This is a genomic window from Mesorhizobium sp. WSM4842, assembly GCF_055901575.1.
Map to the genome: position 1 here is coordinate 876,459 of NZ_CM148372.1, position 24,502 is coordinate 900,960.

At 63.5% G+C, this 24,502-nt stretch carries 27 protein-coding genes; 15 read left to right on the forward strand and 12 right to left on the reverse strand.

The genetic code is table 11. The annotated features are described in order from the left end of the window. Nucleotides 1-152: 152 nt before the first annotated feature. Nucleotides 153-1,958 carry a translation elongation factor 4 gene (lepA, locus tag AC0NIE_RS04055; RefSeq protein ID WP_473485676.1) on the reverse strand — a complete coding sequence of 602 codons (1,806 nt, stop codon included), beginning with the start codon at nucleotides 1,956-1,958 and terminating at the stop codon, nucleotides 153-155. Between the two features lie 270 nt (nucleotides 1,959-2,228). Here lepA and AC0NIE_RS04060 point away from each other — a divergent pair, with 270 nt between their 5' ends. The 4 genes from AC0NIE_RS04060 to msrA all read left to right on the forward strand — a co-directional run bounded on the left by AC0NIE_RS04060 (nucleotide 2,229) and on the right by msrA (nucleotide 4,487). Then, nucleotides 2,229-2,351 carry a hypothetical protein gene (locus AC0NIE_RS04060; protein WP_473485677.1) on the forward strand — a complete coding sequence of 41 codons (123 nt, stop codon included), beginning with the start codon at nucleotides 2,229-2,231 and terminating at the stop codon, nucleotides 2,349-2,351. Between the two features lie 155 nt (nucleotides 2,352-2,506). After that, nucleotides 2,507-3,232: a DUF1223 domain-containing protein gene (locus AC0NIE_RS04065; RefSeq protein WP_473485678.1), complete on the forward strand. Its 726-nt coding sequence runs from the start codon at nucleotides 2,507-2,509 to the stop codon at nucleotides 3,230-3,232. Nucleotides 3,233-3,312: 80 nt separating this feature from the next. Next, complete coding sequence (locus AC0NIE_RS04070; protein ID WP_473485679.1) at nucleotides 3,313-3,594, forward strand: hypothetical protein; 282 nt, start codon at nucleotides 3,313-3,315, stop codon at nucleotides 3,592-3,594. A gap of 152 nt (nucleotides 3,595-3,746) precedes the next feature. Continuing rightward, entirely contained in the window at nucleotides 3,747-4,487 is a 741-nt protein-coding gene (msrA, locus tag AC0NIE_RS04075) for a peptide-methionine (S)-S-oxide reductase MsrA (protein ID WP_473485680.1), read from the forward strand. Between the two features lie 45 nt (nucleotides 4,488-4,532). Here msrA and AC0NIE_RS04080 read toward each other — a convergent pair whose 3' ends face one another. The 7 genes from AC0NIE_RS04080 to AC0NIE_RS04110 form a co-directional block, all read right to left on the reverse strand. Continuing rightward, the gene (locus tag AC0NIE_RS04080) at nucleotides 4,533-5,258 is read right to left on the reverse strand and encodes an amino acid ABC transporter ATP-binding protein (protein WP_473485681.1); all 726 of its coding nucleotides are present in this window, start codon (nucleotides 5,256-5,258) and stop codon (nucleotides 4,533-4,535) included. Continuing rightward, the gene (locus tag AC0NIE_RS04085) at nucleotides 5,236-5,895 is read right to left on the reverse strand and encodes an amino acid ABC transporter permease (RefSeq protein ID WP_473485682.1); all 660 of its coding nucleotides are present in this window, start codon (nucleotides 5,893-5,895) and stop codon (nucleotides 5,236-5,238) included. Before AC0NIE_RS04085 ends, AC0NIE_RS04080 begins: the two co-directional genes overlap by 23 nt. A 10-nt stretch (nucleotides 5,896-5,905) precedes the next feature. Beyond that, the gene (locus AC0NIE_RS04090; protein ID WP_123146027.1) at nucleotides 5,906-6,577 is read right to left on the reverse strand and encodes an amino acid ABC transporter permease; all 672 of its coding nucleotides are present in this window, start codon (nucleotides 6,575-6,577) and stop codon (nucleotides 5,906-5,908) included. Nucleotides 6,578-6,617: 40 nt separating this feature from the next. Then, the gene (locus AC0NIE_RS04095) at nucleotides 6,618-7,412 is read right to left on the reverse strand and encodes a transporter substrate-binding domain-containing protein (protein ID WP_473485817.1); all 795 of its coding nucleotides are present in this window, start codon (nucleotides 7,410-7,412) and stop codon (nucleotides 6,618-6,620) included. A 180-nt stretch (nucleotides 7,413-7,592) separates the two neighbouring features. Then, on the reverse strand, nucleotides 7,593-8,597 hold the full coding sequence (locus AC0NIE_RS04100) for a cytochrome d ubiquinol oxidase subunit II (protein ID WP_473485683.1): 1,005 nt from the start codon (nucleotides 8,595-8,597) through the stop codon (nucleotides 7,593-7,595). A gap of 11 nt (nucleotides 8,598-8,608) precedes the next feature. Next, nucleotides 8,609-9,967: a cytochrome ubiquinol oxidase subunit I gene (locus AC0NIE_RS04105; RefSeq protein WP_473485684.1), complete on the reverse strand. Its 1,359-nt coding sequence runs from the start codon at nucleotides 9,965-9,967 to the stop codon at nucleotides 8,609-8,611. Nucleotides 9,968-10,085: 118 nt separating this feature from the next. Beyond that, a complete protein-coding gene (locus AC0NIE_RS04110; protein WP_473485685.1) occupies nucleotides 10,086-10,211 on the reverse strand; it encodes a hypothetical protein in 126 nt (41 codons plus the stop codon). Between AC0NIE_RS04110 and AC0NIE_RS04115 the strand changes: the two genes are divergently transcribed. From AC0NIE_RS04115 to AC0NIE_RS04130, 4 genes are all read left to right on the forward strand, one after another. After that, a complete protein-coding gene (locus AC0NIE_RS04115) occupies nucleotides 10,198-11,124 on the forward strand; it encodes an ABC transporter ATP-binding protein (protein WP_123146025.1) in 927 nt (308 codons plus the stop codon). The two genes, AC0NIE_RS04110 and AC0NIE_RS04115, sit on opposite strands and share 14 nt — an antisense overlap. Then, nucleotides 11,121-11,882, forward strand: coding sequence for an ABC transporter permease (locus tag AC0NIE_RS04120; RefSeq protein ID WP_473485686.1), 762 nt, complete (start codon nucleotides 11,121-11,123; stop codon nucleotides 11,880-11,882). Before AC0NIE_RS04115 ends, AC0NIE_RS04120 begins: the two co-directional genes overlap by 4 nt. 162 nt (nucleotides 11,883-12,044) lie before the next feature. Next, a complete protein-coding gene (locus tag AC0NIE_RS04125; protein ID WP_473485687.1) occupies nucleotides 12,045-12,536 on the forward strand; it encodes a MarR family winged helix-turn-helix transcriptional regulator in 492 nt (163 codons plus the stop codon). Further along, nucleotides 12,533-13,213: a GNAT family N-acetyltransferase gene (locus AC0NIE_RS04130; protein ID WP_473485688.1), complete on the forward strand. Its 681-nt coding sequence runs from the start codon at nucleotides 12,533-12,535 to the stop codon at nucleotides 13,211-13,213. The genes AC0NIE_RS04125 and AC0NIE_RS04130 overlap by 4 nt, the downstream gene beginning before the upstream one ends. Before the next feature lie 90 nt (nucleotides 13,214-13,303). Here the strand turns inward: AC0NIE_RS04130 and AC0NIE_RS04135 are convergent, their stop codons facing one another. Then, entirely contained in the window at nucleotides 13,304-15,322 is a 2,019-nt protein-coding gene (locus AC0NIE_RS04135; protein WP_473485689.1) for a PhoX family protein, read from the reverse strand. 205 nt (nucleotides 15,323-15,527) lie between these two features. Here AC0NIE_RS04135 and AC0NIE_RS04140 point away from each other — a divergent pair, with 205 nt between their 5' ends. The 3 genes from AC0NIE_RS04140 (at nucleotide 15,528) to AC0NIE_RS04150 (ending at nucleotide 17,296) form a co-directional block, all read left to right on the forward strand. Continuing rightward, nucleotides 15,528-15,866, forward strand: a complete 339-nt coding sequence (locus AC0NIE_RS04140; RefSeq protein WP_473485690.1) for a hypothetical protein — start codon at nucleotides 15,528-15,530, stop codon at nucleotides 15,864-15,866. A 117-nt stretch (nucleotides 15,867-15,983) separates the two neighbouring features. Continuing rightward, nucleotides 15,984-16,685 carry a phosphatase PAP2 family protein gene (locus tag AC0NIE_RS04145; RefSeq protein ID WP_473485691.1) on the forward strand — a complete coding sequence of 234 codons (702 nt, stop codon included), beginning with the start codon at nucleotides 15,984-15,986 and terminating at the stop codon, nucleotides 16,683-16,685. A 341-nt stretch (nucleotides 16,686-17,026) separates the two neighbouring features. Further along, complete coding sequence (locus AC0NIE_RS04150; RefSeq protein WP_473485692.1) at nucleotides 17,027-17,296, forward strand: helix-turn-helix domain-containing protein; 270 nt, start codon at nucleotides 17,027-17,029, stop codon at nucleotides 17,294-17,296. 183 nt (nucleotides 17,297-17,479) lie between these two features. Here AC0NIE_RS04150 and AC0NIE_RS04155 read toward each other — a convergent pair whose 3' ends face one another. Together AC0NIE_RS04155 and AC0NIE_RS04160 are read right to left on the reverse strand one after the other, a co-directional pair. Then, nucleotides 17,480-18,427: a CHAD domain-containing protein gene (locus AC0NIE_RS04155; protein WP_473485693.1), complete on the reverse strand. Its 948-nt coding sequence runs from the start codon at nucleotides 18,425-18,427 to the stop codon at nucleotides 17,480-17,482. Next, nucleotides 18,424-18,897: a CYTH domain-containing protein gene (locus tag AC0NIE_RS04160; RefSeq protein ID WP_473485694.1), complete on the reverse strand. Its 474-nt coding sequence runs from the start codon at nucleotides 18,895-18,897 to the stop codon at nucleotides 18,424-18,426. Before AC0NIE_RS04160 ends, AC0NIE_RS04155 begins: the two co-directional genes overlap by 4 nt. Nucleotides 18,898-18,986: 89 nt before the next feature. On the opposite strand from AC0NIE_RS04160, the gene AC0NIE_RS04165 reads away from it, so the two are divergent. Genes AC0NIE_RS04165 through AC0NIE_RS04180 form a run of 4 tightly spaced genes read left to right on the forward strand, consistent with a single transcriptional unit; the run spans nucleotide 18,987 to nucleotide 22,682 of the window. Beyond that, entirely contained in the window at nucleotides 18,987-19,670 is a 684-nt protein-coding gene (locus tag AC0NIE_RS04165) for a CerR family C-terminal domain-containing protein (protein ID WP_473485695.1), read from the forward strand. Further along, a complete protein-coding gene (locus AC0NIE_RS04170; protein ID WP_473485696.1) occupies nucleotides 19,667-20,620 on the forward strand; it encodes an HlyD family secretion protein in 954 nt (317 codons plus the stop codon). The genes AC0NIE_RS04165 and AC0NIE_RS04170 overlap by 4 nt, the downstream gene beginning before the upstream one ends. After that, a complete protein-coding gene (locus AC0NIE_RS04175) occupies nucleotides 20,617-21,537 on the forward strand; it encodes an ABC transporter ATP-binding protein (RefSeq protein WP_473485697.1) in 921 nt (306 codons plus the stop codon). The genes AC0NIE_RS04170 and AC0NIE_RS04175 overlap by 4 nt, the downstream gene beginning before the upstream one ends. Nucleotides 21,538-21,545: 8 nt before the next feature. Next, entirely contained in the window at nucleotides 21,546-22,682 is a 1,137-nt protein-coding gene (locus AC0NIE_RS04180) for an ABC transporter permease (RefSeq protein ID WP_473485818.1), read from the forward strand. Nucleotides 22,683-22,796: 114 nt separating this feature from the next. Here the strand turns inward: AC0NIE_RS04180 and AC0NIE_RS04185 are convergent, their stop codons facing one another. After that, the gene (locus AC0NIE_RS04185; RefSeq protein ID WP_473485698.1) at nucleotides 22,797-24,467 is read right to left on the reverse strand and encodes an FAD-dependent oxidoreductase; all 1,671 of its coding nucleotides are present in this window, start codon (nucleotides 24,465-24,467) and stop codon (nucleotides 22,797-22,799) included. Nucleotides 24,468-24,502: the final 35 nt, after the last annotated feature.

Genomic DNA, 24,502 nt, shown 5'->3' on the forward strand with positions numbered 1-24,502 from the left:
ATGGCGACTGGGTCGTTACACTCGCTCTCTACCGGGCAGCTTCAACGCCGCGCTGGCGGGGGGCCCGCTGCCTCCGGCAGCTCCCCCGCTTTCGAAGCCTGTCATCGATCCACCGGATCGATGACTTGGCGCGCTGCGCGCCAACCGGCTTCTCAGTCCCCCATCTTCAGCGCCTGGATAAACGCCTCCTGCGGGATATCGACCTTGCCGAACTGGCGCATCCGCTTCTTGCCCTCTTTCTGCTTGTCGAGCAGCTTGCGCTTGCGTGAGACGTCGCCGCCGTAGCATTTGGCGGTGACGTCCTTGCGCAGCGCCGAGATCGTTTCGCGGGCGATGACCTTGCCGCCGATGGCCGCCTGGATCGGGATCTTGAACAGATGGTGCGGGATAAGTTCCTTCAGCTTCTCGCACATCAGCCGGCCGCGCTTTTCCGCCGCCGTGCGGTGGACCAGCATCGACAGCGCGTCGACCGGCTCCTCATTGACCAGGATCGACATTTTGACCAGGTCGCCCTCGCGATAATCGGTCAAATGATAGTCGAAGGAGGCGTAGCCCTTGGAGATCGACTTCAGCCGGTCGTAGAAGTCGAAGACAACCTCGTTGAGCGGCAGATCGTAGGTCAGCATGGCGCGCTTGCCGACATAGGACAGATCGGCCTGGATGCCGCGCCGGTCCTGGCAGAGTTTTAGGATGCCGCCGAGATACTCGTCGGGCGTCAGGATGGTGGCGCGAATCCACGGCTCTTCGATCGCCTGGATTTTGACCACGTCGGGCATGTCGGCCGGGTTGTGCAATTCCTTCGTCGTGCCGTCGTTCAACAGCAGCCGGTAGACGACCGAGGGCGCAGTGGCGATGAGGTTGAGGTTGAACTCGCGCTCCAGCCGCTCCTGGATGATTTCGAGGTGCAAAAGGCCAAGGAAGCCGCAGCGATAGCCGAAGCCGAGGGCCGCGCTGGTTTCCATTTCGAAGGAGAAGGAAGCATCGTTGAGGCGCAGTTTGCCGACCGCGGCGCGAAGATCCTCGAAATCGGCGGCGTCGACCGGGAACAGGCCGCAGAACACCACCGGCTGCGCCGGCTTGAAGCCGGGCAGGGCCTGGGCCGTCTGGCGCTTGTCCTCGGTGATGGTGTCGCCGACGCGGGTATCGGCGACTTCCTTGATCGAGCCGGTGAAGAAGCCGAATTCGCCGGGGCCGAGCTCGTCGACATTGATGCGGGCCGGCGTGAAGACGCCGGTGCGCTCGACAAGGTACTTGGCGCCGGTGCCCATCATGCGGATGGTCTGGCCCTTCTTCAGCACGCCGTCGATGATGCGGACCAGCACGATGACGCCGAGATAGGCGTCGTACCAGCTGTCGACCAGCATCGCCTTCAGCGGTGCTGTGATGTCGCCCTCGCGCGGCGGCGGCAAATCGTTGACGATCGCCTCCAGCACGTCGGGAATGCCGAGCCCGGTCTTGGCCGAGATCAGCACGGCGTTGGAGGCATCGATGCCGATCACCTCCTCGACCTGCTCGCGGATGCGCTCGGGCTCGGCGGCGGGCAGATCGACCTTGTTCAGCACCACGACGATCTCGTGGTTGTTGTCGATGGCCTGGTAGACATTGGCCAGCGTCTGCGCCTCGACGCCTTGAGAGGCATCGACGACCAGCAGCGAGCCTTCGCAGGCGGCGAGCGACCGCGACACTTCGTAGGCGAAGTCGACATGGCCGGGCGTATCGATCAGGTTGAGGATATAGTCCTCGCCATTGTTGGCGCGGTATTTCAGCCGGACCGTCTGCGCCTTGATGGTGATGCCGCGCTCACGCTCGATATCCATCGAGTCCAGCACCTGCTCCTTCATGTCGCGCAGCTCCAGCCCGCCGGTGGACTGGATCAGCCGGTCGGCAAGCGTGGATTTGCCATGGTCGATATGGGCGACGATGGAGAAATTGCGGATGTTTTTGATCGGCGTGGTCATGATGGGGCGGCTTTAGCAGGGGCAGCTTGCCCGGGCAAGCGGCCGGGCGCGGCGCCAGGGCAATCGCGTCAGGTTTGCGCTCACCCCGCCTGTGTTCCAGCATTAGTGGCTGGCGAAAGCCGAAGCGGCATCCATCGGTGCCGGCCATTTTCCGGTCTCCGTCCGGTGTCGAAATGACCACACAGCTATGCAAGGCTCTTATCCTTCCGAACTCACGAAAGGACAAACCAATGGCGAGCAAGCTGGTTTGGGGCATTCTCGGGGGGGGTGGTGCTGGGCGCCGCGTTCGGCAATGTGGGCGGCAACACCGGGATCTGGATCGCCGTTTGTATTGCGGCCGGTGCCGTCGCGGCCGGCCTATGGCACTACATGGAAACGCGGCGCCAGGGCTGAGCGCAGGCGGCCGAATACGCCGTTATTCGCGGCATCGCGCCGGCAGCAAACGAAGATAAACGATCACGAAGCGGTGATGGCTGTAACGAACCGCACTGCGGCGCCGAAGTGTGAACATGACGGCGCTTCACGCCCGTCGCAGCGGAGGACAGCCGATGACTGGATCACAAGCCAAACGCAGCGGGAGCGCGACGCAATCAAGCGCAGGCGCGGTCCTTGTAGGGCTCGCCGCTGTTCTGTTTTCAGCAACCGGCGCCGCCGGCCAGCCGCTCACCGTGGTGGAGCTGTTCACCAGCCAGGGCTGCTCATCCTGCCCACCGGCCAACGCCAATCTCATCAAGGTCAAGGACCGGCCTGATGTGCTGGCGCTCTCCTTCAACGTCACCTACTGGGACTATCTCGGCTGGAAGGACACTTTCGGCAGGGAGGAATTCACCCAGCGTCAGGTCCGCTACGAGCCGTCTCTCGGCCGTTCGGGTCCGTTCACGCCGCAAGTGGTGGTCAATGGCAATTCCGATGCGGTCGGCGCCCGGCCCGGCGAGATCGAGCAGCTGATTTCGAGCAGCGGCCGCGCGAAAGGACCCTCGCTGTCACTCGACGGCGGCAAGATCGCCGTCGGCGCCGGCCCGGTGCCGGGCGGCAAGGCCGATATCTGGCTGGTGCGCTACCGGCAGGGCGTCATCGAAGTGCCGGTGGCGCGCGGCGAAAACACCGGACGCACGCTGCCGCATGCCAACGTCGTGCATTCCCTCTCCAGGCTTGGCGCCTGGACCGGCGAGGCCATCGCGCTGCCGCTGCCGGCACCGCCGAGCGGGCTAAGCACCGCGGTGCTGGTGCAAGTGCCGGATGGCGGACCGATCCTGGCCGCCGCGACGAACTAGAATCCAAAGATCTGCGCAACGCCGCATGAGCGGCGCCGCACATGCCGGCCGCATCAGCGCGCCACCCAGAGGAGACCACCATGACCAACTTTACCCGACTGACGCTGCCGGCGCTCGCCTTCGCGCTTTGCTCGACGGCGCTTTTCGCCGGCGGCATTGCCCGCGCCGAAGATGCGATGAAGCCGATGGCCACGGATGCCATGAAGCCCGCCGATGCGATGGCCACCGACGCGATGAAGCCGGCCGATCCGATGGCCGCCGAAAAGATGAAGGAGTGCATAGACAAAGCAGCCATGGAGACCGACGCGATGAAGAAGGATGAGGCAACCAAGGCCTGCGACGCCATGGGCATGGCCAAGTAGGTCCGGCAAGCCCTCGCGGCACCGGCGCGGGGTTTCAATCCCGCGCCGGTGCACCATTCCAAATACGCACGGCCCGAAAGTACGCACGGCAATGTGAGACGCCGGCGGACCCAAATGTTCTATAGTCACAACACCATCAATGGAGATCAGACATGACTGGCATTCGAGAACCCATTGCGAGGCGCTCGACGAGCTTCGCCAGGGGCGCGCTTGCGGCGCTGATGCTCGCGGCGGCCGGCGCCGCCTTGTGGCAGACGCCGGCAAGCTCGGCCGAGGAGGCGGTGGTGATCCCGCCGCCGGCGATGGACGAGAAACCCGCCGCCGGCACCGCGAAGGCGGTCTTCGCCGGTGGCTGCTTCTGGGGCGTGCAAGGCGTGTTCCAGCACGTCAAGGGCGTGACCAGCGCCGTCTCCGGCTACGCCGGCGGCGACAAGGACACTGCCGTCTACGAGACGGTCGGCACCGGCCGGACCGGGCACGCCGAAGCCGTCGAGATCACCTACGAGCCGACAGAGGTGAGCTACGGCCAGTTGCTGCAGGTGTATTTCTCGGTCGCGCACAACCCGACGCAGCTGAACTATCAGGGTCCGGACCGCGGCCCGCAATACCGTTCGACGATTTTTGCCGAAAACGATGCCCAGAAGAAGATCGCCGAGAGCTACATCGCCCAGCTCGACAAGGCCAAGGTGTTTCCAGAGCCGATCGTGACCACGCTGGAGACCGGAAAGACGTTCTATCCGGCCGAAGACTATCACCAGGACTTTTTGACGCTGAACCCGACCTACCCCTACATCGTCTACAACGACCTGCCCAAGGTCGAGAATTTGAAGACGCTATTCCCCAGCCTTTACAGCGACAAGCCGGTGCTGGTGCTGGTCGCCAACAAGAGCTGATCTTTTGCGACGCGCTTAGGGCAGCGAGCGGGCAGCAATGCCCGCTTAGTGCACGCCCAGAAACTGCCTGAGCTCCGGCGTCCTGGGGTTGGCGAAGACGTCCTCGGGGGCGCCGATCTCGTGGACGCGGCCCTGATGCATGAAGACGACGCGCGAGCAGACGTCGCGGGCGAAGCGCATCTCGTGGGTGACCATCACCAGCGTCATGCCTTCCGCGGCCAATTCCTTGACGACCGCCAGCACCTCGGCAACGAGTTCGGGGTCGAGCGCCGAGGTGATCTCGTCGCATAGCAGCGCGATGGGCTGCATGGCTAGCGCCCGGGCGATCGCCACGCGCTGCTGCTGGCCGCCGGACAGTTCATCCGGCAAGGCGTCGAACTTGTGGGCGAGACCGACGCGGTCGAGCATTTTTCGCGCGACCGCTTCGGCGGCTTTTTTCGGCGTCTTCTTTACCACCATCTGCGACAGCATGACATTGCCGCCGGCCGTGAGATGCGGAAACAGGTTGAATTGCTGAAAGATCATGCCGACCTTCAGGCGCAGCGCCTTGAGATGCACCTCGTCGGGCAGGAACTGGGCGCCGGCGACAACGATCGAACCTTCATCGATGGTCTCCAGCCCGTTGATGCAGCGCAGCAGCGTCGACTTGCCGGACCCGCTCTTGCCGATGATGGCGACGACCTCGCCCGGCGCGATGTCGATGGAAATCCCCTTCAGCACCTCGTTGTCGCCGAAGCGCTTCTTCACCTCAGTGATTGCGATGAGCGACATTGAGCTTCCTTTCCAGGAGCTGGCTCGATTTCGACAGCGGCCAGCACAAAGCAAAGTAGATGAGCGCAACCAGACCATAGACCGTGAACGGCTGGAACGTCGCGTTGGTGACGATCGAACCCGCCTTCGACAATTCGACGAAGCCGATGATGGAAGTGAGCGCGGTGCCCTTCACCACCTGCACCGAGAAGCCGACGGTCGGCGGCACCGCCACTTTCAGCGCCTGCGGCAGGATGACGTAGCGCATCTGCTGGAGGTAACCCATGCCGAGGCTGGCGGACGCCTCCCATTGACCCTTGGCGATGCTCTCGACGCAGCCGCGCCAGATTTCAGCGAGGAAGGCGGCGGTCCACAGGACGAGCGCGACACAAGCGGCAAGCCAGGCGGGAACGTCGACGCCGAACAGGCCAAGGCCGAAGAAGGCGAGAAAGAGCTGCATCAAGAGCGGTGTGCCCTGGAACAGCTGGATGTAGCCGCGTGACAGAAGCCGCAGCCAATGCCGGCCGCCGATGCGCAGGAAAAGCAGGGCCGCACCGACGATGCCGCCGCCGATGAAGGAGACCAGCGAAAGCACAACGGTCCAGCGGGCGGCCAAAAGCAGGTTACGCAGGATGTCCCAGAAGCTGAACTCGATCATGGCGCTTGTCTCATCGCGACGCCTTCCTTGGAAACAGCATCCAGCCCAGGCCGGCCAGCAGCTGGCGCAGCAGGATGGCGAGGGCCAGGTAGATCAAGGTGGAGACGATGTAGGTTTCGAAGGCCCTGAAATTGCGCGACTGGATAAAGTTGGCGGCGAAGGTCAGGTCCTCGGCGGCGATCTGCGAAACGACGGCCGAACCTAGCATGACGATGACGATCTGCGACGACAGCGCAGGCCAGATGCGCTGCAGCGCCGGGACCAGAACCACATACCAGAAGGCCTGGAACGGGGTCATGGCGAGACTCGCGCCGGCCTCGAACTGGCCACGTGGCGTGGCCTGAATGCCGGCGCGGATGATCTCGCAGCTGTAGGCGCCGAGGTTAACGATCATGGCGAGGTTGGCGGCGGTCAGTTCCGACATCCTGATGCCAAGCGACGGCAGGCCGAAGAAGATGAAGAACAGCTGGATCAGAAACGGCGTGTTGCGGATCAGCTCGACATAGGTCGCGACGACAGGTTTTAGCCATTTCGGCCCCAGCGCCCGCACCCAGGCGCAGGCAATGCCCAATGCCACGCCGAACACCGCACCGATCAGGATGAGCTGCACGGTAATCCGGATGCCCTTGAGCAGCACCGGCAGAGAATCGATCAGCCAGCCGAAATCGAAATGATAGGTCATGGCTTGCTATCTGACCTCAGCCACACGCGGCGGGCGGCGATCACAGGTCAGCCGGCAGGTCCACCTTCAGCCATTTTTGCGAAATCGCGTTGAGGGCGCCGTCGGACCTGGCAGCGGCGATGATACCGTTGATCTTGGCCATCAATGCCGGCTGCTCCTTATTCATGCCGATGTAGCAGGGCGAGTTCTTGATCAGGAACTTGAGCTCGGGCCGCTTGGGCGGGTTCTTTTCGAGGATGGCGGCGGCGACGACATTCCCGGTTGCGATCACCTCGACCTGCCCCGAAAGGAAAGCGGAAATAGTGCCGTTGTTGTCCTCGTACCGCTTGATCTCGACGCTCGCCGGCACGACCTTGGTCAGTTCGAGGTCTTCGATCGCGCCGCGGGTGACGCCAACGGTCTTGCCAGCGAGGTCTTCCGCCTTCGCGACCGCGACGTCCGCCGGAGCGAACACGCCATTGTAGAAGGGGGCGTAGGCTTCGGAAAAGTCGATGACCTTCTCGCGATCGGGATTCTTGCCGAGGCTGGAGATGACCAGGTCGACCTTGTTGGTCTGGAGATAGGGAATGCGGTTGGCGCTGGTGACCGGGACGATCTCGACCTTGGCGCCGAGCTTTTCGCCAATCAGATTGGCGATATCGATGTCATAGCCTTGCGGCGTCATGTCGGCGCCGACACTGCCGAAGGGTGGGAAATCCTGTGGGACGGCGATGCGGATGGTGCCCCGCGCGCCGATGTCGCTCAAGGCGTCAGCCCGCGCCTGCGGAAACGGAGCCATGGCGATTCCAGCCACGGCGGCGAAGGCCAGCATGAATACATTGCGACGGTTCATTATTTTTCCCTTTGACTGAACAAAACCGATTGGTCGTCAGGGCAAAGCAACAGACATGCCAAACCATCGAAATCAGCGCGAATCGGCGTTTCCCAGTAGGATTGGGAAGGCCGTCTTCACGATCCAATACCCGCCCGACCGGCAGGCTGCCTACATATTGTGCAGTGCGGCGGCTGCTGCCTGTCAGTCGTAGGTCAGATCCGTCGCCTTGCCGCCGAACACGCGGTAGGCATAAAACGAATAGAAAATGATGATCGGCAGCACGACCACCGTGCCGGCCAGGATGATGGCGAGGCTTTCAGGCGCGGACGCCGCCTGCCAGATGGTCAGCCTGTCGGGAACGACGAAGGGATAGAACGACCAGGCGAGCCCGGCAAAGCCCAGCGTGAAGATGGCAGCCAGCGTCAAGAACGGCGTCAGTGCATGGCGATCGTCCGTCTTAGGCAGATGGAAGGTCTGCCGCCACAGCCACGCGAACAGCACCGCCGACAGGATCGGCAGCGGCGACAAATAGAGCATGGCGGGCCAGACGAACCATTTGTCGAAGATGCGCGGACTGGCGAGCGGCGTGGCCAGCGAGACGGCGACCATGCCGAGCGCGGTCAGCACCAGCGCCCGGCGCAGCCAGAGCACCGCCTTCTTCTGCAATTCGCCGTCCGTCTTGTAGATGACCCAGGCCGCGCCCATCGCCGCATAGGCGGCGGCAAGGCAGAGCGCCACCAGCGCGCCGAAGGCCATGCCGCCGAGGCCGACATCCAGGCCGAGCACATAGATCCCCAGCATGTAGCCCTGCGCCAGCGAGGCGATGACCGAACCCAGGAAGAAGATGCGGTTCCAGCGATGCTTCCGGCCGGCCGGCACCTTGGCACGGAAATCGAAGGCAACGCCGCGCAGGATCAAGCCGACAAGGAGCAGGAAGACCGGGATGTAGAGCGCGGTGAGGATGGTGCCGTGCGCCAGCGGAAAGGCGACCAGCAGCAGGCCGACGGCCAGCACCAGCCAGGTCTCGTTGGCGTCCCAGAACGGGCCTATTGCCGCGATCATCGTGTCCTGCTCGGCGTCCTCGGAGGCCGCGAACAGGATGCCGATGCCGAGATCGAAGCCGTCGAGGATGACGTAGATCAGGATGGCAAGGCCCATCAGGCCGGCGAAGATGAGGGGGAGCAATGTCGGCCAGTCGAGGGTCATCACCATTCCTCCTATTTCGCCGCCGGCTGCGACAGCGGCGCGTCGAGAACGCCCGGCAGCGGCGAGGTATCGCCGTCCTTCGCCGCCTTCAGCGCCAGATAGACCAGTACGCCGAGATAGGCGGTCAGAAGCAGCGCATAGAGGATGAGATAGACCGCAAGCGACAGCGCGACCTGGCTGCCGGCGACCGGGCCGACGGCATCGACGGTCCTGAGCACGCCGGTGACCAGCCAGGGCTGGCGGCCGATCTCGGTGGTGTACCAGCCGGCCAGCGTCGCTAGCCAGCCGGACAGCGCCATCGGCACCATCACCAGCGCCAGCGGTTTCGGCAGGCTGTGGCGGCGCTTGAGGAAAAAGGCGGCCGACCAGGAGACGACGAGCATCAGGACGCCGGTGCCGACCATGATGCGGAAAGCCCAGAACACCGGGAACACCGGCGGGTGGTTGCCGGCATAGTCGTTCAGCCCCGGCACGACGCCACTGGCGCTGTGCCTGAGGATGAGGCTGGCGCCGTCGGGGATGGTGACTTCGAATTTGTTCTCCCTTGCCGCCTCGTCGGGAAGCGCGAAAAGGACCAGCGGCACATTGGGGCCGGTGTTCCAGTTGGCCTCCATGGCGGCGATCTTCTGCGGCTGATGCTCCAGCGTGTTGAGGCCATGCTGGTCGCCGGCGAAGATCTGGATGGGGATCAGGATCGCCGCGGTGAAGACACCGGTGCGCAAGGCCTTCCACATCGATTCCGAGCGGTCGCCATAGAGATAGCGCAGCGCCGACAGGCCGGCGATCAGGAACGAGACCGTCAGGCCGGAGGCAAGCAGCATGTGGACGAGCCGGTAGGGCATGGACGGGTTGAAGACGATCGCCCACCAGTCGATAGCGTGCGCTACGCCGTTGCGCATCTCGAAGCCGACCGGCGTCTGCATCCAGGAATTGAGCGCGATGATCCAGAAGGCGGACAGGGTGGTGCCGCCGGCCACCAGCACGGTTGCCAGCGTGTGGATGCGGTTGGAGACGCGGCGGAAGCCGAACAGCATGATGCCGAGGAAAGCCGCCTCGAGAAAGAAGGCGGTGAGGATCTCATATGCGAGCAGCGGGCCGGCGATGTTGCCGACGGTCTCCATGTAACCCGGCCAGTTGGTGCCGAACTGGAAGCTCATGGTGACGCCTGAAACCACGCCCATGGCAAAGGACAGCGCGAACACCTTCACCCAGGTAAAATAGGCGCGCATCCAGGCGGAATCGCCTGTGGCGTTGTAGCGAAGCTTGAAGAACAGCAGCACCCAGCCAAGCGCAATGGTGATAGCCGGAAACAGGATATGGAACGAGATGTTCGCGCCGAATTGGATGCGCGAAAGGATGAGCGGGTCCATGGTGGGCTCCGGCTGCTGCTATGTCAGGGAAGATAGGCCGGATGCGCCGACCGGTCAAAGCGGCGTGGCGTCACGCGAGGCGGAACGCCGCAGGACCGCGGCAGCTGTGGATGCGTCCTCACATGTCGATGTCCAGAACTGTCAGGAGAGCCATTGACTTCCAGCTGCGCGCACCGACATTCAGCGGACTAAAATCAACAGACTTCCTTTCAAGCAGCCGTTTTTCAGCCATGCCATCCATCATTTCCATTTCCGGGGTCACCAAGACCTACGCCACCGGTTTCAAGGCGCTGAAGGAGATCAACCTCGATATCGAGCGCGGCGAGATCTTTGCGCTGCTCGGGCCGAACGGCGCCGGCAAGACGACGCTGATCTCGATCGTCTGCGGTATCGTCAACCGCTCGTCGGGCACGGTCACCGTGGACGGCAACGACATCAGCCGGAATTATCGCACCGCGCGCAGCCTGATCGGGCTGGTGCCGCAGGAACTGACCATCGACGCGTTCGAGAGCGTATGGGCGACGGTCAACTACAGCCGCGGCCTGTTCGGCAAGCCGGCCGACCACGCCTTCGTCGAGAAGGTGCTGCGTGATCTGTCGTTGTGGGACAAGAAGGACGCCAAGGCGATCACCCTGTCCGGCGGCATGAAGCGGCGGCTGATGATCGCCAAGGCGCTGTCGCACGAACCACGGGTGCTGTTCCTCGACGAACCGACAGCCGGCGTCGACGTCGAGCTGCGCCAGGACATGTGGGCGATGGTGCGCCGGCTGCGCGAGGATGGCGTCACCATCATCCTGACGACGCACTATATCGAGGAGGCCGAGGCGATGGCCGACCGCGTCGGCGTCATCAATCGCGGCGAGATCGTGCTGGTCGAGGACAAGGCCGAACTGATGCGCACGCTCGGCCGCAAAAGGCTTTTGCTGGAATTGCGCAGTCCGCTTGTCACCATACCCGAGACGTTTTCGCGCTATGCGCTGGAGCTTTCGCCGGACGGCAATCAACTGACTTACACCTATGACAACCAGAGCGAACGGCCAGGCGTCGCCTCGCTGCTGCGCGACCTTGAGACGGCCGGCATCCAGTTCCGCGATATCGACACGCAAAACAGCTCGCTCGAGGAGATCTTCGTTAATCTGGTGAGGAGGGACGCATGAACCTGCGAGCCGTCTGGGCGATCTACAAGATGGAAATGGCGCGCGCCTTTCGGACCGTGCTGCAGAGCATTGTTTCGCCGGTCATCTCGACATCGCTCTATTTCGTCGTCTTCGGCTCGGCCATCGGCTCGCGCATCACCGAGATCGACGGCATCAGCTACGGCGCCTTCATCGTGCCGGGGCTGATCATGCTGTCGCTGCTGACGCAGTCGATCTCCAACGCCTCTTTCGCCATCTATTTCCCGAAATTTGTCGGCTCGATCTACGAATTGCTGTCGGCGCCGGTGTCCTATCTGGAGATCATCATTGCCTATGTCGGGGGTGCGGCGACCAAGTCGATCATACTCGGCCTGATCATACTGGCGACCGCAGCGCTGTTCGTGCCGCTGACCATCGAGCATCCGTTCTGGATGCTTGCCTTCCTGGTGCTGACGGCGGTGACCTTCAGCCTGTTCGGTTTCATCATCGGCATCTGGGCGAGAAGCTTCGAGCAGCTGCAGCTGGTGCCGCTGCTGATCATCACGCCGCTGACCTTCCTTGGCGGCAGCTTCTATTCGATCGACATGCTGCCCGGCGTCTGGCGCTCGGTGACGCTGTTCAACCCCGTCCTCTATCTGGTCAGCGGCTTTCGCTGGAGCTTCTACGGCAAGTCCGACGTCTCGATCGGCGTCAGCCTCGGCATGACCGTCGTTTTCCTGTTTATCTGCATAGCGATCGTCGCGTGGATCTTCAGGACCGGGTACCGGCTGCGGACCTGACCGAACGGCCTGCCCAGGCGACGCAGCGCCAGCATCCGAGCGATGTTCCCGACCCAAGGCGACCTAATCTGGTGACGACGCTTGAAAGCGGCCGTGCGATGGCGGCGCTTGATTTCCATATAATGTTATATATGATGTTATCAATGTGCTGGCGGGTCGATTATGGAAGACGTCATAAGGTCCCTTGGCTTCCTGTGCCTGGGCAGCAGGCTGAAGCGTATTGGCGAGCAATTGCAGGCGGATACGCAGCGCCTGCTCGACTGCCTCGATGTGCCGGTTCAGTCGAGCCAGTACCCGCTGCTGGCTGCGCTCGACAGGCTGGGCCCGCTGCCAGTCGGGGAACTGGCGAAATCCCTCGGGGTCGCGCAGCCAGGTGTAACGCGGAGCGTGTCGCTTCTGGCCGAATTGGGACTGGTCGAGGTCAGTCCATCGGATGATGACCAGCGGCGCAGGATTGTCTGCCTCACCCTGCACGGCCAGCGGCTGGTCGATGTTGCAAAGCACGACGTCTGGCCGCGCATCGAGAATGCCGTCGCGAATCTGTGCGCGGATCTTTCTGGGCCGCTTCTTGATCAGCTGGCCGCCATCGAGGACGGCCTCGCCGCGGCGCCTCTCGACCGTCGTGTAAGGAAGCCGGAAGGTGCCGCGCGATGAAATACCTGCTTGACCGTCCCGTGTGGAGCGCGCTTCGGACGCGACACCAAGCCTTCGCGCAAGGTGACGACCTCGCCATGCGGTATCGGCCCTCGATAGCTCCCTTCGCCGCCAGTGCCGCGGACGATGCGGAAAGCCTGCAGGCGCTCGGAAAACTTGTGTCCCCAGGCGAGAGTGCGATCCTGCTTCAGGTGGACGCCATTGCTCTGCCCGCGGAACTTTCGGCGACTTCGACCGCGCCCGGGGTTCAGATGATTGCCGAGCGGCCATTGCAGATGGTCTCCGACAAGCGCGTGCAACGTCTGACGCGAGACGATGCAGCTGAGATGCTCGCCTTGGCATTGGTCACCAAGCCTGGCCCATTCACGCTCGAAGCCTTGAGCCTCGGCGATTTTTGGGGTGTGAAGATCGAGGGCCGACTTGCGGCGATGGCCGGCGAACGCATGAAGCAACCCGGCTATACCGAACTTAGCGGGGTGTGCTCACATCCGGAATTTCGGGGCGGTGGCCTGGGCAAGCTGCTGTCGCTGTTCGTGGCAAACCAGATAGCGGCGCGCGGCGAAGTTCCCTATCTCCACGCCTATGCCAGCAACACCACGGCCATAGGATTATACGAGTCCATTGGCTTCAGGTTGAGAAGCATGATGAACGTGGCCGTGGTTCAGCGCGCCGAATGAGCCCATCAGGCGCATTCCCGCGCATCAGGAAAAGGAAGGATTTCGTATCGACGAAATCCTTCCTTGGCGCTGCTAGCACCTTGCGGCGATTCAGACCGCGATCTTGCCGCCGCCCTGCTTAGTGATGGCGACGACCGATGGCCGCACCGGCATGTCAGGCTTGAAGTCGGGCCAGCGGGTCGACAGGTCCTCATAGTAAGAGGGACGGCCAAAAGGCTCCCAGTCTTCGCCGCCATCGGCCGGATGCTGAACCGCGACGAAGGCGGTCTGGTCGTCGGGCGTGAATAGCGGACCGCACATTTCGGCGCCGATCGGCACGCGGAAGAACAGCTTCGAGGTCGCTCGCGCCTCGCCTTCGGTGTCGACCGCCCACAGGCCATCGGTGCGGCCGGTCGCCTTCGGGCCCTGTCCATCGGTCGAGACCCAGAGCCGGCCGGCCGAATCGATGGCGCAATTGTCCGGCATGCCGAACCAGCCATTGGCGGTGGTTGCGGTCGAGAAGGTGGCGCCGACTTCGGCCACCGAGGGATCGCCGCATTTCAGCAGCACTTCCCACTTGCCCTTGGCAGCAGTGAAATCGCCACCGTCCTCGACGATCTCGATGATGTGGCCGAAGGCGTTTTCGGCGCGCGGGTTGGCGGCATCGACCTGATCCGTCTTGCGCTTCGAATTGTTGGTCAGCATGACGTAGACTTTGCCGGTCGTCGGATTGGGCTGGATATCCTCGGGGCGATCCATCTTGGTGGCGCCGAGCAGGTCGGCGGCGCGGCGCGTCTCGATCAGCACGTCGGCCTGGCTGGCAAAGCCGTTCTCCGCCGTCAGCGGGCCCTGGCCGAAGACGATGGGCAGCCATTCGATCGACCGGTCCTCGGCGAATTTGGCGACGTAGAGCGAGCCGTCGTCGAGAAGATCCATGTTGGCGGCGCGGTCCTCGGCGTTGAACTTGCCGGCGGTGACGAATTTGTAGACATAGTCGAAGCGCTCGTCGTCGCCGAGATAAAAGACGACACGGCCATCCTTGGCGACGATTGATTCAGCGCCCTCATGCTTGAAGCGGCCCATCGCAGTGCGCTTCCTCGGCACCGAGGTCGGGTCGTTGACGTCGACCTCAACGATCCAGCCGAAGCGGTTGGGCTCGTTCGGCTCCTTGCCGATGTCGAAGCGGTCATAATGCGCCGCCCATTCATAGGCGCCTTCGGGAATGCCCAAGCGCTTGTAGTTGGCGGCTTCCGCGTGACCGGCCGGCAGTTCGCCCGAGAAATAGCCGTGGATGTTTTCCTCGGCCATGACGTAGGTGCCCCAGGGCGTGACACCGCCGGCACAATTGTTGGCGGTGCCGAAGACCTTCGTGCCGGTCGGATCGGCACTGGTCTTGACGCGGTCATGTCCGGCGACCGGGCCGGACAGTGCCATCTCGGTGTTGGAGGTGATGCGGCGATTGAGCTTGCCGTCGCGCACCACCTGCCATTTGCCCGACTCCTTGCGGATCTCGACGATGGTGCCGCCGTGTGCTGCCATCTCGACATCGACCTGTTCCTTGCTCAAGGGCGCTATTTCGAGCGCTTTTTTGCCGTCCTTCTCGCCGACTTTCACGATGCCCGGGAACATCAGATGCGGATTGGTGTATTCGTGGTTGACCACCAGCAGGCCATGCTCGGCCGAGCCGTCGATCGGGATATAGCCGACATAGTCGTTGTTGTAGCCAAACTGTCTTTCCTGGGCCTGCGCCGACTGTTTTGTCGGATCGAAGTCCGGCGAATCGGCGAACAGCGGATCGCCCCAACGCAGCAGCACGTCGGCGTCGTAGCCGGCGGCGACATGATGCTTGTCGTCGACGCCGGCCTCGACCTCGTTGAAGCTGAAGGCCGAGCCGCCGGCGGCGCGGGCATCGTCGGCGAGGATCAGCGCGAGCGGGCTGACGGTGACGGCGATGGCGGTTGCCGCGAGCGATCCCTGCAGGAAACCACGGCGCGAGAAACGCGCGGCGATGATCTCGCCCATCGTCTGGTTGTCAGTGGGATTGGCTCCTGGCCCATCGTTTTCCTCAAGCAGACTGGTGCGGAAATGGGCATTTGGGGAAAGATGTCCGGTCGAGCGATGTTCAGTCATGGGGGCTTGCCTCTGGCTTCTTTGGGATGGCTGGAGCGTGTTGCTTGACTGACCGCCTATCGCCAGCAGATCACAGTTTGATGACGTTGCCGGCCAATTCCAGCCCCGATTTCATGTCCATGATCAGCTCCGCTTGACCGCGACCCGAGCTTCGGAAACAACATCTGCGGCAGGCGCGGAAGATCGCATCGAGAGGGACAAAAAAGTGAGTTTCTGGGGACTGGGGCAGCTTGGCATTTCGACGGTGATCTTCCTGCTGGCGGCGACGGCGGCCAAGCAATGGGGAATGGCGCCGAGCCTCGGCAAGATCGTTTTGACCCTGGCGCTCTATTCGGCGGGCAATCTTATCATGCTGAGGCTGATCCGTGAATTCGGCATGTCGGTGTCGTTCAGCCTGTCGGCGGTGATCCAGCTGGTATCGGTGAACGTGGTGGCACTGGTGTTCTTCGGCGAGCGCGTCGATGCCTTGCAGGCGACCGGCATCGCGCTCGCCGTCGCAGCGGTGGCGCTGATCACGCTCGGGCCCTATCTGCAAAAACTGTAACCGCGCATGACCCCGAAAATCGGAATCGATTTCGCGGGGGATCATGCGCCAGTCAAAATGCTACAGCGTACTTTGCGCGTCTAAAAGGACGCTCGGCGCTGTAGGACGATCGGGCCGATGAAGAATACCGCAAGCAAGCTGCTCAACTGGATCGAATTCCCGGTGCTGCTGGCCGGACTGGTCATCGCCGGCGGACTGTGGGGATTCGAGGAGCTGATGGAGGTGGCGCGAGACACCACGCCGCACGCCTTCGACACGGAAATCCTGCTCGCCTTTCGTGAAGCGGGCCAGCCCGACAATCCGATCGGACCGCCATGGCTGGAAGGGGCGATGCGCGACATCACCAGCCTCGGCAGCGCCATCGTGCTCGGGCTGATCACGGCGGCGGTGATTGTCTATCTGCTGCTGATCCACAGGCCGGGACCAGCATTTCTCGTCTTCGTAGCGGTGGCGGGCGGACAGGTCCTGTCAAGCACGCTGAAACTCGGAATCGACCGGCCGCGCCCCGATCTGGTCTCGCATCTCGCCGACGTGGCGTCGCTTTCGTTTCCGAGCGGCCATGCGATGCTGTCGGCGGTGACATATTTGACGCTGGGCAGCATGGCGTCGCGCTTCCTGCCTGGGCGAACGACGAAGATTTACGTGCTGTCGCTGGCGGTGCTGACGGCACTGCTGGTCGGTATCAGCCGCGTCTATCTCGGCGTCCACTGGCCGTCCGACGTGCTGGCTGGCTGGTGCGCCGGCTTCGCCTGGGCGATGCTGTGCTGGCTGGCCGCATGGGCGTTACAGCGCTGGCGCGGGCAGACCGACGGCGCCTGAACCGGCTGGTCAGAACGACGCTGCGTCGGTCAGCGTGCGGTCAAATCAGCGTGTTGGCGAGCTCATGCCCGCAACCTGCCAGCTGGAAAACCGTCGACACTAAGACCGTCGACCACATCAAAAGCCCTGAAAACTCTCAACTGTTAATCCCTTTGAATTTCGATTGCTGAAAATTGAAGACCGCCGTGGCTATTTCCGCCAGACGACGCGAAACGCGCGAGCTCTGCAAGACCCAGGCGGTTTTGGTGTGTGCATGCGTGACATGTGCATCATGATGGTTGAACCATCATAACGATGGTATTACACATGGAAATGCAGACTCAGACGGGAGTTCTTAGCCGATGATCACTGCCGCGCAGATGCGCGCCGCAAGGGCGCTGGCCGGCATCGATCAGAAGATGCTCGCCGAGCGCGCCGGGGTTTCGCTTCCAACCATTCAGCGCATGGAAGCAAGCGACGGCGTGGTCAGGGGCGTGGTCGATACGCTGATGAAGGTCATCCAGGCTCTCGATGAGGCCGGCGTGGAACAGATCGGCGAGAACCAGGCCAGCGAGCGCGGCGGCAGGGGCGTGCGCCTCAAGCCGGTCGTGCCGCAGAAGCCGCCAGGCTGAGCCGATAAAAGTCGCGACGGCGACCGCCGACAGTCCTGCCGACGATCCCGCCGCCTCCTTGGTTTTTATGCGTGCCCCAAACCGCTGTGCGCGGGCGCAACTGAAAAAAGCCCCCCGGGAGAGGTCTAAACCTCCTCCTTATTTGTCAACGATCTCGGGACGGATACCGATGCAAGCACCGCGTCAGCCGGCGGCGCCGGGCGCGCTGGCATCTTCGCGCGGCGCAGCGGCCAGATCGTCACGCACTTTGCGCGCGAGTTTCCTTGTCGAGCGCCTGGGGCTGTCGCCGAACAGATCGGCTGCCGCGGCGAGACAGGTCTTTTTCAGGCTTTTCTCCGAGCGCTTCAACAGCTTGCTCAGAAGCCGCATTTCCTGAGGAGAGCCGAGCGGCCGGTCGTCGGCATCGAGAAGCGTACGCAGGACGAACATATCATGCAGTTCGCCCAGTCTTTCGCCGAGTTCGTCGACCGCCTTGCGCCGGGCCTTGATCGGCGTCGGCCACAGCCTTCCGAGCAGCGACAGATGCATGCCGTGGGTCTTGGCCGCCTTGCGCAGATCATGGAAATCATCGGCCTCACCGCGGGAGCCTGCCTTGTCCAGCGCCTTTCTGGCACGACGCAGAGTGATGCGCGCGCCTTCGGCAAGCACATCGGCGGCCTGTTCGGGCTGGTCGGGCAAGGCCAGCGTATCGATCCGGCTGATACCCTCCTCGCAAGCGGCAATCGCGGCAGCTATCGCTGCGCCGAGGCCGGCTCCACCATGCAATTGGTGCTGGCGCGCGACGAGCGTGTCGCGAACGGCATCGAGACCGCCGTCGGCGCTTTGCTCGGGAAAGCTTGCCGCCAGCCGATCGATGGTTTCAACCAGCGCGGTTGCCTCGCGCGGACCGGCAAGCAGGGCAGCCACCTGTCGGTAACACTGATTCTCGGTCCCGCAAAATGTTTCGTCTCCGGAACGGACCAGGCGCAGCAAGGCGCGCACGTTCTTCAGCCGCTTGCGGCATTTGTGCAGCGCCTGCTCCGGCCTGTCATGCGCCGCGTCCAGATGGACGAGCGCCTTGCCGATCTCCTCGGCGAGGATGCGCCTGACCTCGCCGGTTAACGGCAGGCGCGGATCGATGCGATAGCTCATGCGGCGATCTCCGGAACCCCCTCGATGGCGAGCGACGCGTTGTAGAACCTCTGCTCGCCGGTGACTTCGCGGCCGAGCCAATCTGGCAGCATTTCGTCCTGCACGTCCTCGGGCGTCTCAAGCTCGGCGACCACCAGACCGCTAAGCGTCCCGCCGAAGACATCGACTTCATAGAGATGGCCGCGATGCCTAACATGGTGGCGTGTCTTCTCGATGACACGTCCGATGGCGAAGGCCAGCATCTCTTCCGCCTCCGCCAGCGGGATCGGATACTCGAATTCGTCACGTTCGCGGGCCTTGCTGCCGAATTTGAGCGTCAGCTTTGCCAAGGCGCCGTCGCTGATGCGCACGCGGACCGAGCGGTCGGGTGCGGCGGCGAGATAGAACTGGCGAATGCGGATGTCCGCCTCGACCAGATCCCGCCACTGCGCGCCGGAGACCAGGAACTTGCGCTCGATTTCCTTGACCATGGCTTCGCACTAAAGCGCGTGCGGCTGGAGATGGCAAGATGGAGATAGGCGGGGTTGACTTTAATCATTCGATTGATTAAATACTTGATATGAGCAAGCCGACAAACGCCAAAATTCCGCGTCGCGAGGTATCGCCCGCCGACATGACGCGCGCAGCACTTGTCCAGGCGGCGCTGACGCTGTTCGGACGGCAGGGTTTCGACGGCACCTCGACGCGCGAGATCGCGGCTGAGGCCAAGGCCAATATCGGCTCGATCGCCTATCATTTCGGCGGCAAGGAAGGACTTCGCGCGGCAGCGGCCGACTATATCGTCGACACCATCCAGGCCATTGCCGGCCAGGCGATCGGCGATCTGCAGGCGCCAAACGACCCTGAAGCGGCGCGGGCACAACTCTTCACCGCATTGGAGCGGATGGTGACCTTCATCGTGGCCAGGCCGGAGGCCGGTGAAATCGTGCAGTTCGTCCTGCGCGAACTTTCGCATCCTACGGCGGCACTCGACCGCATCTATGACGGCGTGTTCGAGCCGACGCATCGTAGGCTCTGCCTGATCTGGGAGCAGGCAACTGGCGAGCCGGCCGAAAGCGAGGCTACCCGACTCACCGTGTTCACGCTGATCGGCCAGGTCGTCTATTTTCGCATCGGCCGCGAAGCGGTGATGCGCCGCATGGGCTGGCGAGGGATCGGCGATGCCGAGGCCACCAAGATTGCGGCGGCGGTGACGGATAATCTTGGGGCGATATTGGCCGCCCGGAAGGATCGTAGGTCATGAGTTTCCTCTGCTCTTTGCCGCTCGCCGCCCTGCTTTTCAGTGCCTGCGCACCGGCGCCGCCGCTCGCCGTCGGCTATGTCGAAGGCGACTATGTGCTGCTCGCGCCGATCGAGGTGGCGCAGGTAGAGACGATTTCGGTAAGGCGCGGCGACAGCGTCGCGCCGGGTACGCCTGTGGTGACGCTGGAAAGCGCCGACGCAAAAATAGCCGTCGCACAGGCCGAGGCGGCTCTTGCCCAGGCCCAGGCGCAACTTGCCGACCTGCAGGTCGGCAAACGGCCGGAAGAGATTGAGGTGCTCAAGGCGCAGGTTGACATGGCCAAGGCGCAGGCCGCCGACGCCAAACGCAGATACACCCGCGCCAGTGATCTGTTCAAACGCGGCACCGGCACCCAGGCCGATTTTGACACCGCCTCGGCGACGCTGGAGACAGCCAACGCGCAGCTCGGCCAGGCGGAAGCCAATCTCGCTGTCGGCGGCCTGCCGGCACGGCCCGAGACGATCAAGGCCGCCGACAATAAGGTCAGGCAGGCGCAATCGGCGCTGGAGCAAGCGCGCTGGCGGCTGTCGAAGCGTGTGCTTGCGGCGCCGTCGCCGGGCCGTGTCAACGACGTGATCCGCAATCCGGGCGATATCGCCGGTCCGACCGCGCCTGTCATTTCGATGCTGCCGGACGGCGCCGTGAAGCTCAGCGTCTATGTTCCGGAAAACGCGTTCTCGTCGATAAAGGTCGGAACGCTGCTTAACGTCCATTGCGACGGCTGCGGGCCTGACGTGAAGGCGCGCGTCAGCTACGTGTCGCCGGACCCGGAATTCACGCCGCCGGTGATCTACTCGCTTGAGACCCGGCAGAAGCTGGTCTATCTGGTCGAGGCGCGGCCGGAGGGCGATGCCGGCGCGCTGCAACCGGGGCAGATCGTCGATGTCGATCTGGCGGATATCGGCAAATGAACGCCATCGATGTCCATGGCCTGGTCAAGCGTTTTGGTGACAAGACCGTCGTCGACCATGTGACGATGACGGTGGCCGAGGGCGAGATCGTCGGCTTCCTCGGCCCGAACGGCTCGGGCAAGACGACGACCATCCGCATCATGTGCGGCCTGCTGACGCCGGACGAGGGCGAAGGCACGGTGCTCGGCTTCGACATCCGCACCGACAGTCTGAGGATCAAGCGCGAAGTCGGCTACATGACGCAGAAATTCTCGTTCTATGAGGATCTGACCATAGCCGAGAATCTCGAATTCGTGGCGCGGCTTTATGGGTTGAAGCCGCTTAACGAGCATGTCGGCAGGACACTGGAGGATCTTGGCCTCACCTCGCGCAAGGACCAGCTGGCCGGTACGCTGTCCGGTGGCTGGAAGCAGCGGCTGGCACTGGCCGCCTGCATCATGCATCAGCCGAAATTGCTGCTGCTCGACGAGCCGACGGCGGGGGTCGATCCGAAAGCCAGGCGTGAATTCTGGGACGAGATCCATCGCCTGGCCAGCGGCGGGCTGACCGTGCTGGTCTCCACCCACTACATGGACGAGGCCGAGCGCTGCCACCGCATCGGCTACATCTCGTACGGCAAGATGCTGGCCACCGGCACGGTCGACGAGGTGGTCAGGAATGCCGGGCTGACGACCTTTGTGGTGCAAGGCCCGCAGCTTGACCAGGTTGCTGCCGCACTCAGCGGCCGCCCCGGCGTCGACCAGGTGGCGCCGTTCGGCGCGACGCTGCATGTCGTCGGCTCCGACAAGAAAGCGCTTCAGGCAGCACTCGCCGACGTCGAGAAGGAGCACAGGGGCGTGACGGTGACGCCGGGCGAGACCAGCCTGGAGGATGTGTTCATCCAGTTCATGTCCGGTTCGAAGGACAATATGGGATGAAAAACCGGATAGACAGCGTCTTTTCCTTCGCCAGGCTCGGCGCGCTGCTGATCAAGGAGTTCATCCAGATGCGGCGCGACCGCATCACCTTCGCCATGATGCTGGGCGTGCCGCTGATGCAGCTGGTGCTGTTCGGCTATGCCATCAACAACGATCCGAAGAGCCTGCCGGCAGCCCTGGTGGCGATGAGCAGCGATCCTTACACGCGGGCCATGGTTTCGGCGCTGCAAACCACCGGCTATTACAGGTTCGACCGTGTCGTGCAAAGTGCCGCCGAGGCGGAATTCCTGATGGCGCGCGGCGATGTCGCCTTCGTTGTCACCATCCCCGCGGATTTTGCCCGGCGGGTCGAGCGCGGCGACCAGCCGCAGATCCTGATCGAGGCTGACGCGACAGACCCAGCCGTCGCCAGCGGCGCCATCTCGACGCTCGGCACTGTCGCCAACCAGGCGCTGCTCCGGGCACGCGGCATGCAGGAGACGGCCGCCGAAGCTGCCCGGGGCCAGCTCGAAGTGGTGGTGCACCGGCGCTACAATCCGGAAGGCATCTCGCAATACAACATCGTGCCCGGCCTGCTCGGCGTCATCCTGCAGATGACGATGGTAATGATGACCTCGATCGCGCTAACGCGCGAGACCGAGCGCGGCACGATGGAAAACCTTCTGGCGATGCCGTCCAGTCCACTCGAGATCATGCTGGGCAAGGTGCTGCCCTATCTGGTGGTCGGCGCGGTACAAGTGGTGGTGGTGCTCGCGGCGGCGAAACTGCTGTTTGCCATTCCGTTCACCGGGTCGATGCCGCTGCTGCTGACGGCGGTCCTGATCTTCGTGCTGGCGCTGGTGCTGCTCGGCTATACCATTTCGACGATGGCGCGCACGCAGATGCAGGCGCTGCAGCTCACCTTCTTCTTCTTCCTGCCGTCGATCATGCTGTCCGGTTTCATGTTCCCCTATCGCGGCATGCCAGGCTGGGCCCAGGCTTTCGGCGAAATCCTGCCGTTGACGCATTTCCTGCGCATCATCCGCGCGGTGATGCTGAAGGGTGCCGAACTGCCGGCGGTCGCGACGGAAATCGGCTGGCTCGTCATGTTCGTAGCGCTGTTTGCCGGCGTCGCACTGGTGCGGTTCCGCCGAACGCTGGACTAGGATCAAAACTCAGTCAGGCCGGCTGCCGTCAAAAAGCCGACGCGTGGGACCATGCCGTTTGAAGTGGTCGGCGGAGCCGAGCACGCAACATGAGCGGACGTTGCCGGCCCCTGTCTAGCTTCGGCTGCGGTGGGCCTTTCCTTCATTCGCCAGATACTGGTGAACGAACGCGATCGCCATGCTGCCCTCTCCGACCGCTGACGCAACCCGCTTGACAGGACTCAAGCGTACGTCGCCGCAGGCAAAGACGCCGGGCGCACTGGTTTCGAGCAGATAGGGGTCGCGGTCGTGCGACCAGCCGCCGGCCTTCTTCACATCGTCCCCGGTTAGCACGTATCCGCGGGCATCGCGCACGACGTCGGCCGGCAACCACTCGGTCTCTGCGTTGGCGCCAATGAAAACGAAGAGCCCGCCGCAATCGTGCCGGCTCACCTCATTGCCGGCCTTGTCGAGAGTGTCGATCGCCGTCAGGTGAGTCTCGCCGTGCACAGCCTGGACTTCGGACCGAAGCTGGACTTTTACGTTCGATTTCGCCCTGAGCTGCTCGATAAGGTAGTGAGACATGCTGTCTGCAAGCGCCGGGCCGCGCACGAGCAGTGTCACGCTGCGCGCATGGCCCGAAAAATGCAGCGCTGCCTGGCCGGCCGAGTTGCCGGCGCCGATCAGGAAGACGTCCAGTCCATGTGTGGTGCTTGCCTCGCTGCGCGCGGCTCCATAATAGACGCCCTTGCCAATAAGGCGGTCGAACCCGTCGATGGCGAGACGACGCCATGTCACGCCTGTCGCAAGAATGAGGCTGCGCGCCCGCACGGCATCGGTACCGTCGAGAAACAGCTGGTGCGTCGCCGGATCGATGCCGGCGACGGAGCGGGTGACCAGGATTTCGGCGCCCAGCCGCCTCGCCTGCTGCAGCGCGCGGCTGGCCAGTTCGTCGCCGGAGATTCCGCTGGGAAAGCCGAGATAGTTTTCGATCCGCGACGATGTCCCCGCCTGTCCGCCGGGCGCCTCGCGCTCGACGACGATGGTGCGCAGCCCCTCGGATGCGCCGTAGACCGCCGCGGCAAGGCCGGCCGGCCCGCCGCCAATGATCGCGACATCGTATTCGGCGCCGCGCGGGCGCGTCTGCAGCCCGAGGCGCATGGCAAGATCGCGCACGGCGGGACTTTCCATGATCTCTCCGTCCGCCAGCCGGGCAACGGGACCATCGAGAGCCGGCTTGCCCATGGCAGACCAGAAAGCCTCGGCATCTGAGGTGTCGGGCAACAGCCAGGTGAATGAGATCTGGTTGCGGGCCAGAAACCGGCGCAGATCACCGCACGCCGTGTCCCAGCGATGGCCGACCAATGTCACGCGCGGCTTCTGCGGCTCGGCAGTGACGCTCTGCAGCCCGCCCATCCGCTCGCGGGCAAGCGCGCTGACCTTCTGGGCGACGTCCTTTGAAACCGCGGCGATGGAGTAGTACTGCTGAACCTCGATCCGCATCACGCGGGACGGCTCAGTGGCGCGGTACCCGCCCGGGAAACCCGAGCCCAGGGCAATCGGCACCTCACCGAATATCGTTCCCGGCAGCCGCCAGCCGAGCGTCCGCTCGACGCCGTCGAAGGTTTTTACGACTTCGATCCTGCCGGCGAGAACCGCAAACAGCGCTGCCTCTCCGCCCTCGTGAACTGCGAACTCTCCAGGGCTGAGATGGAGGTCGGCCGCTGTCCGCGCCAGCCGCTCCAGTTCGGCCGGCGGCAAACCCGAAAACAACGGGATTGCTCGCACTTCATCAACTGTCAGCATGGTCCCTCGCGGGAGCCAGTTAGCGTTGTTTTCCC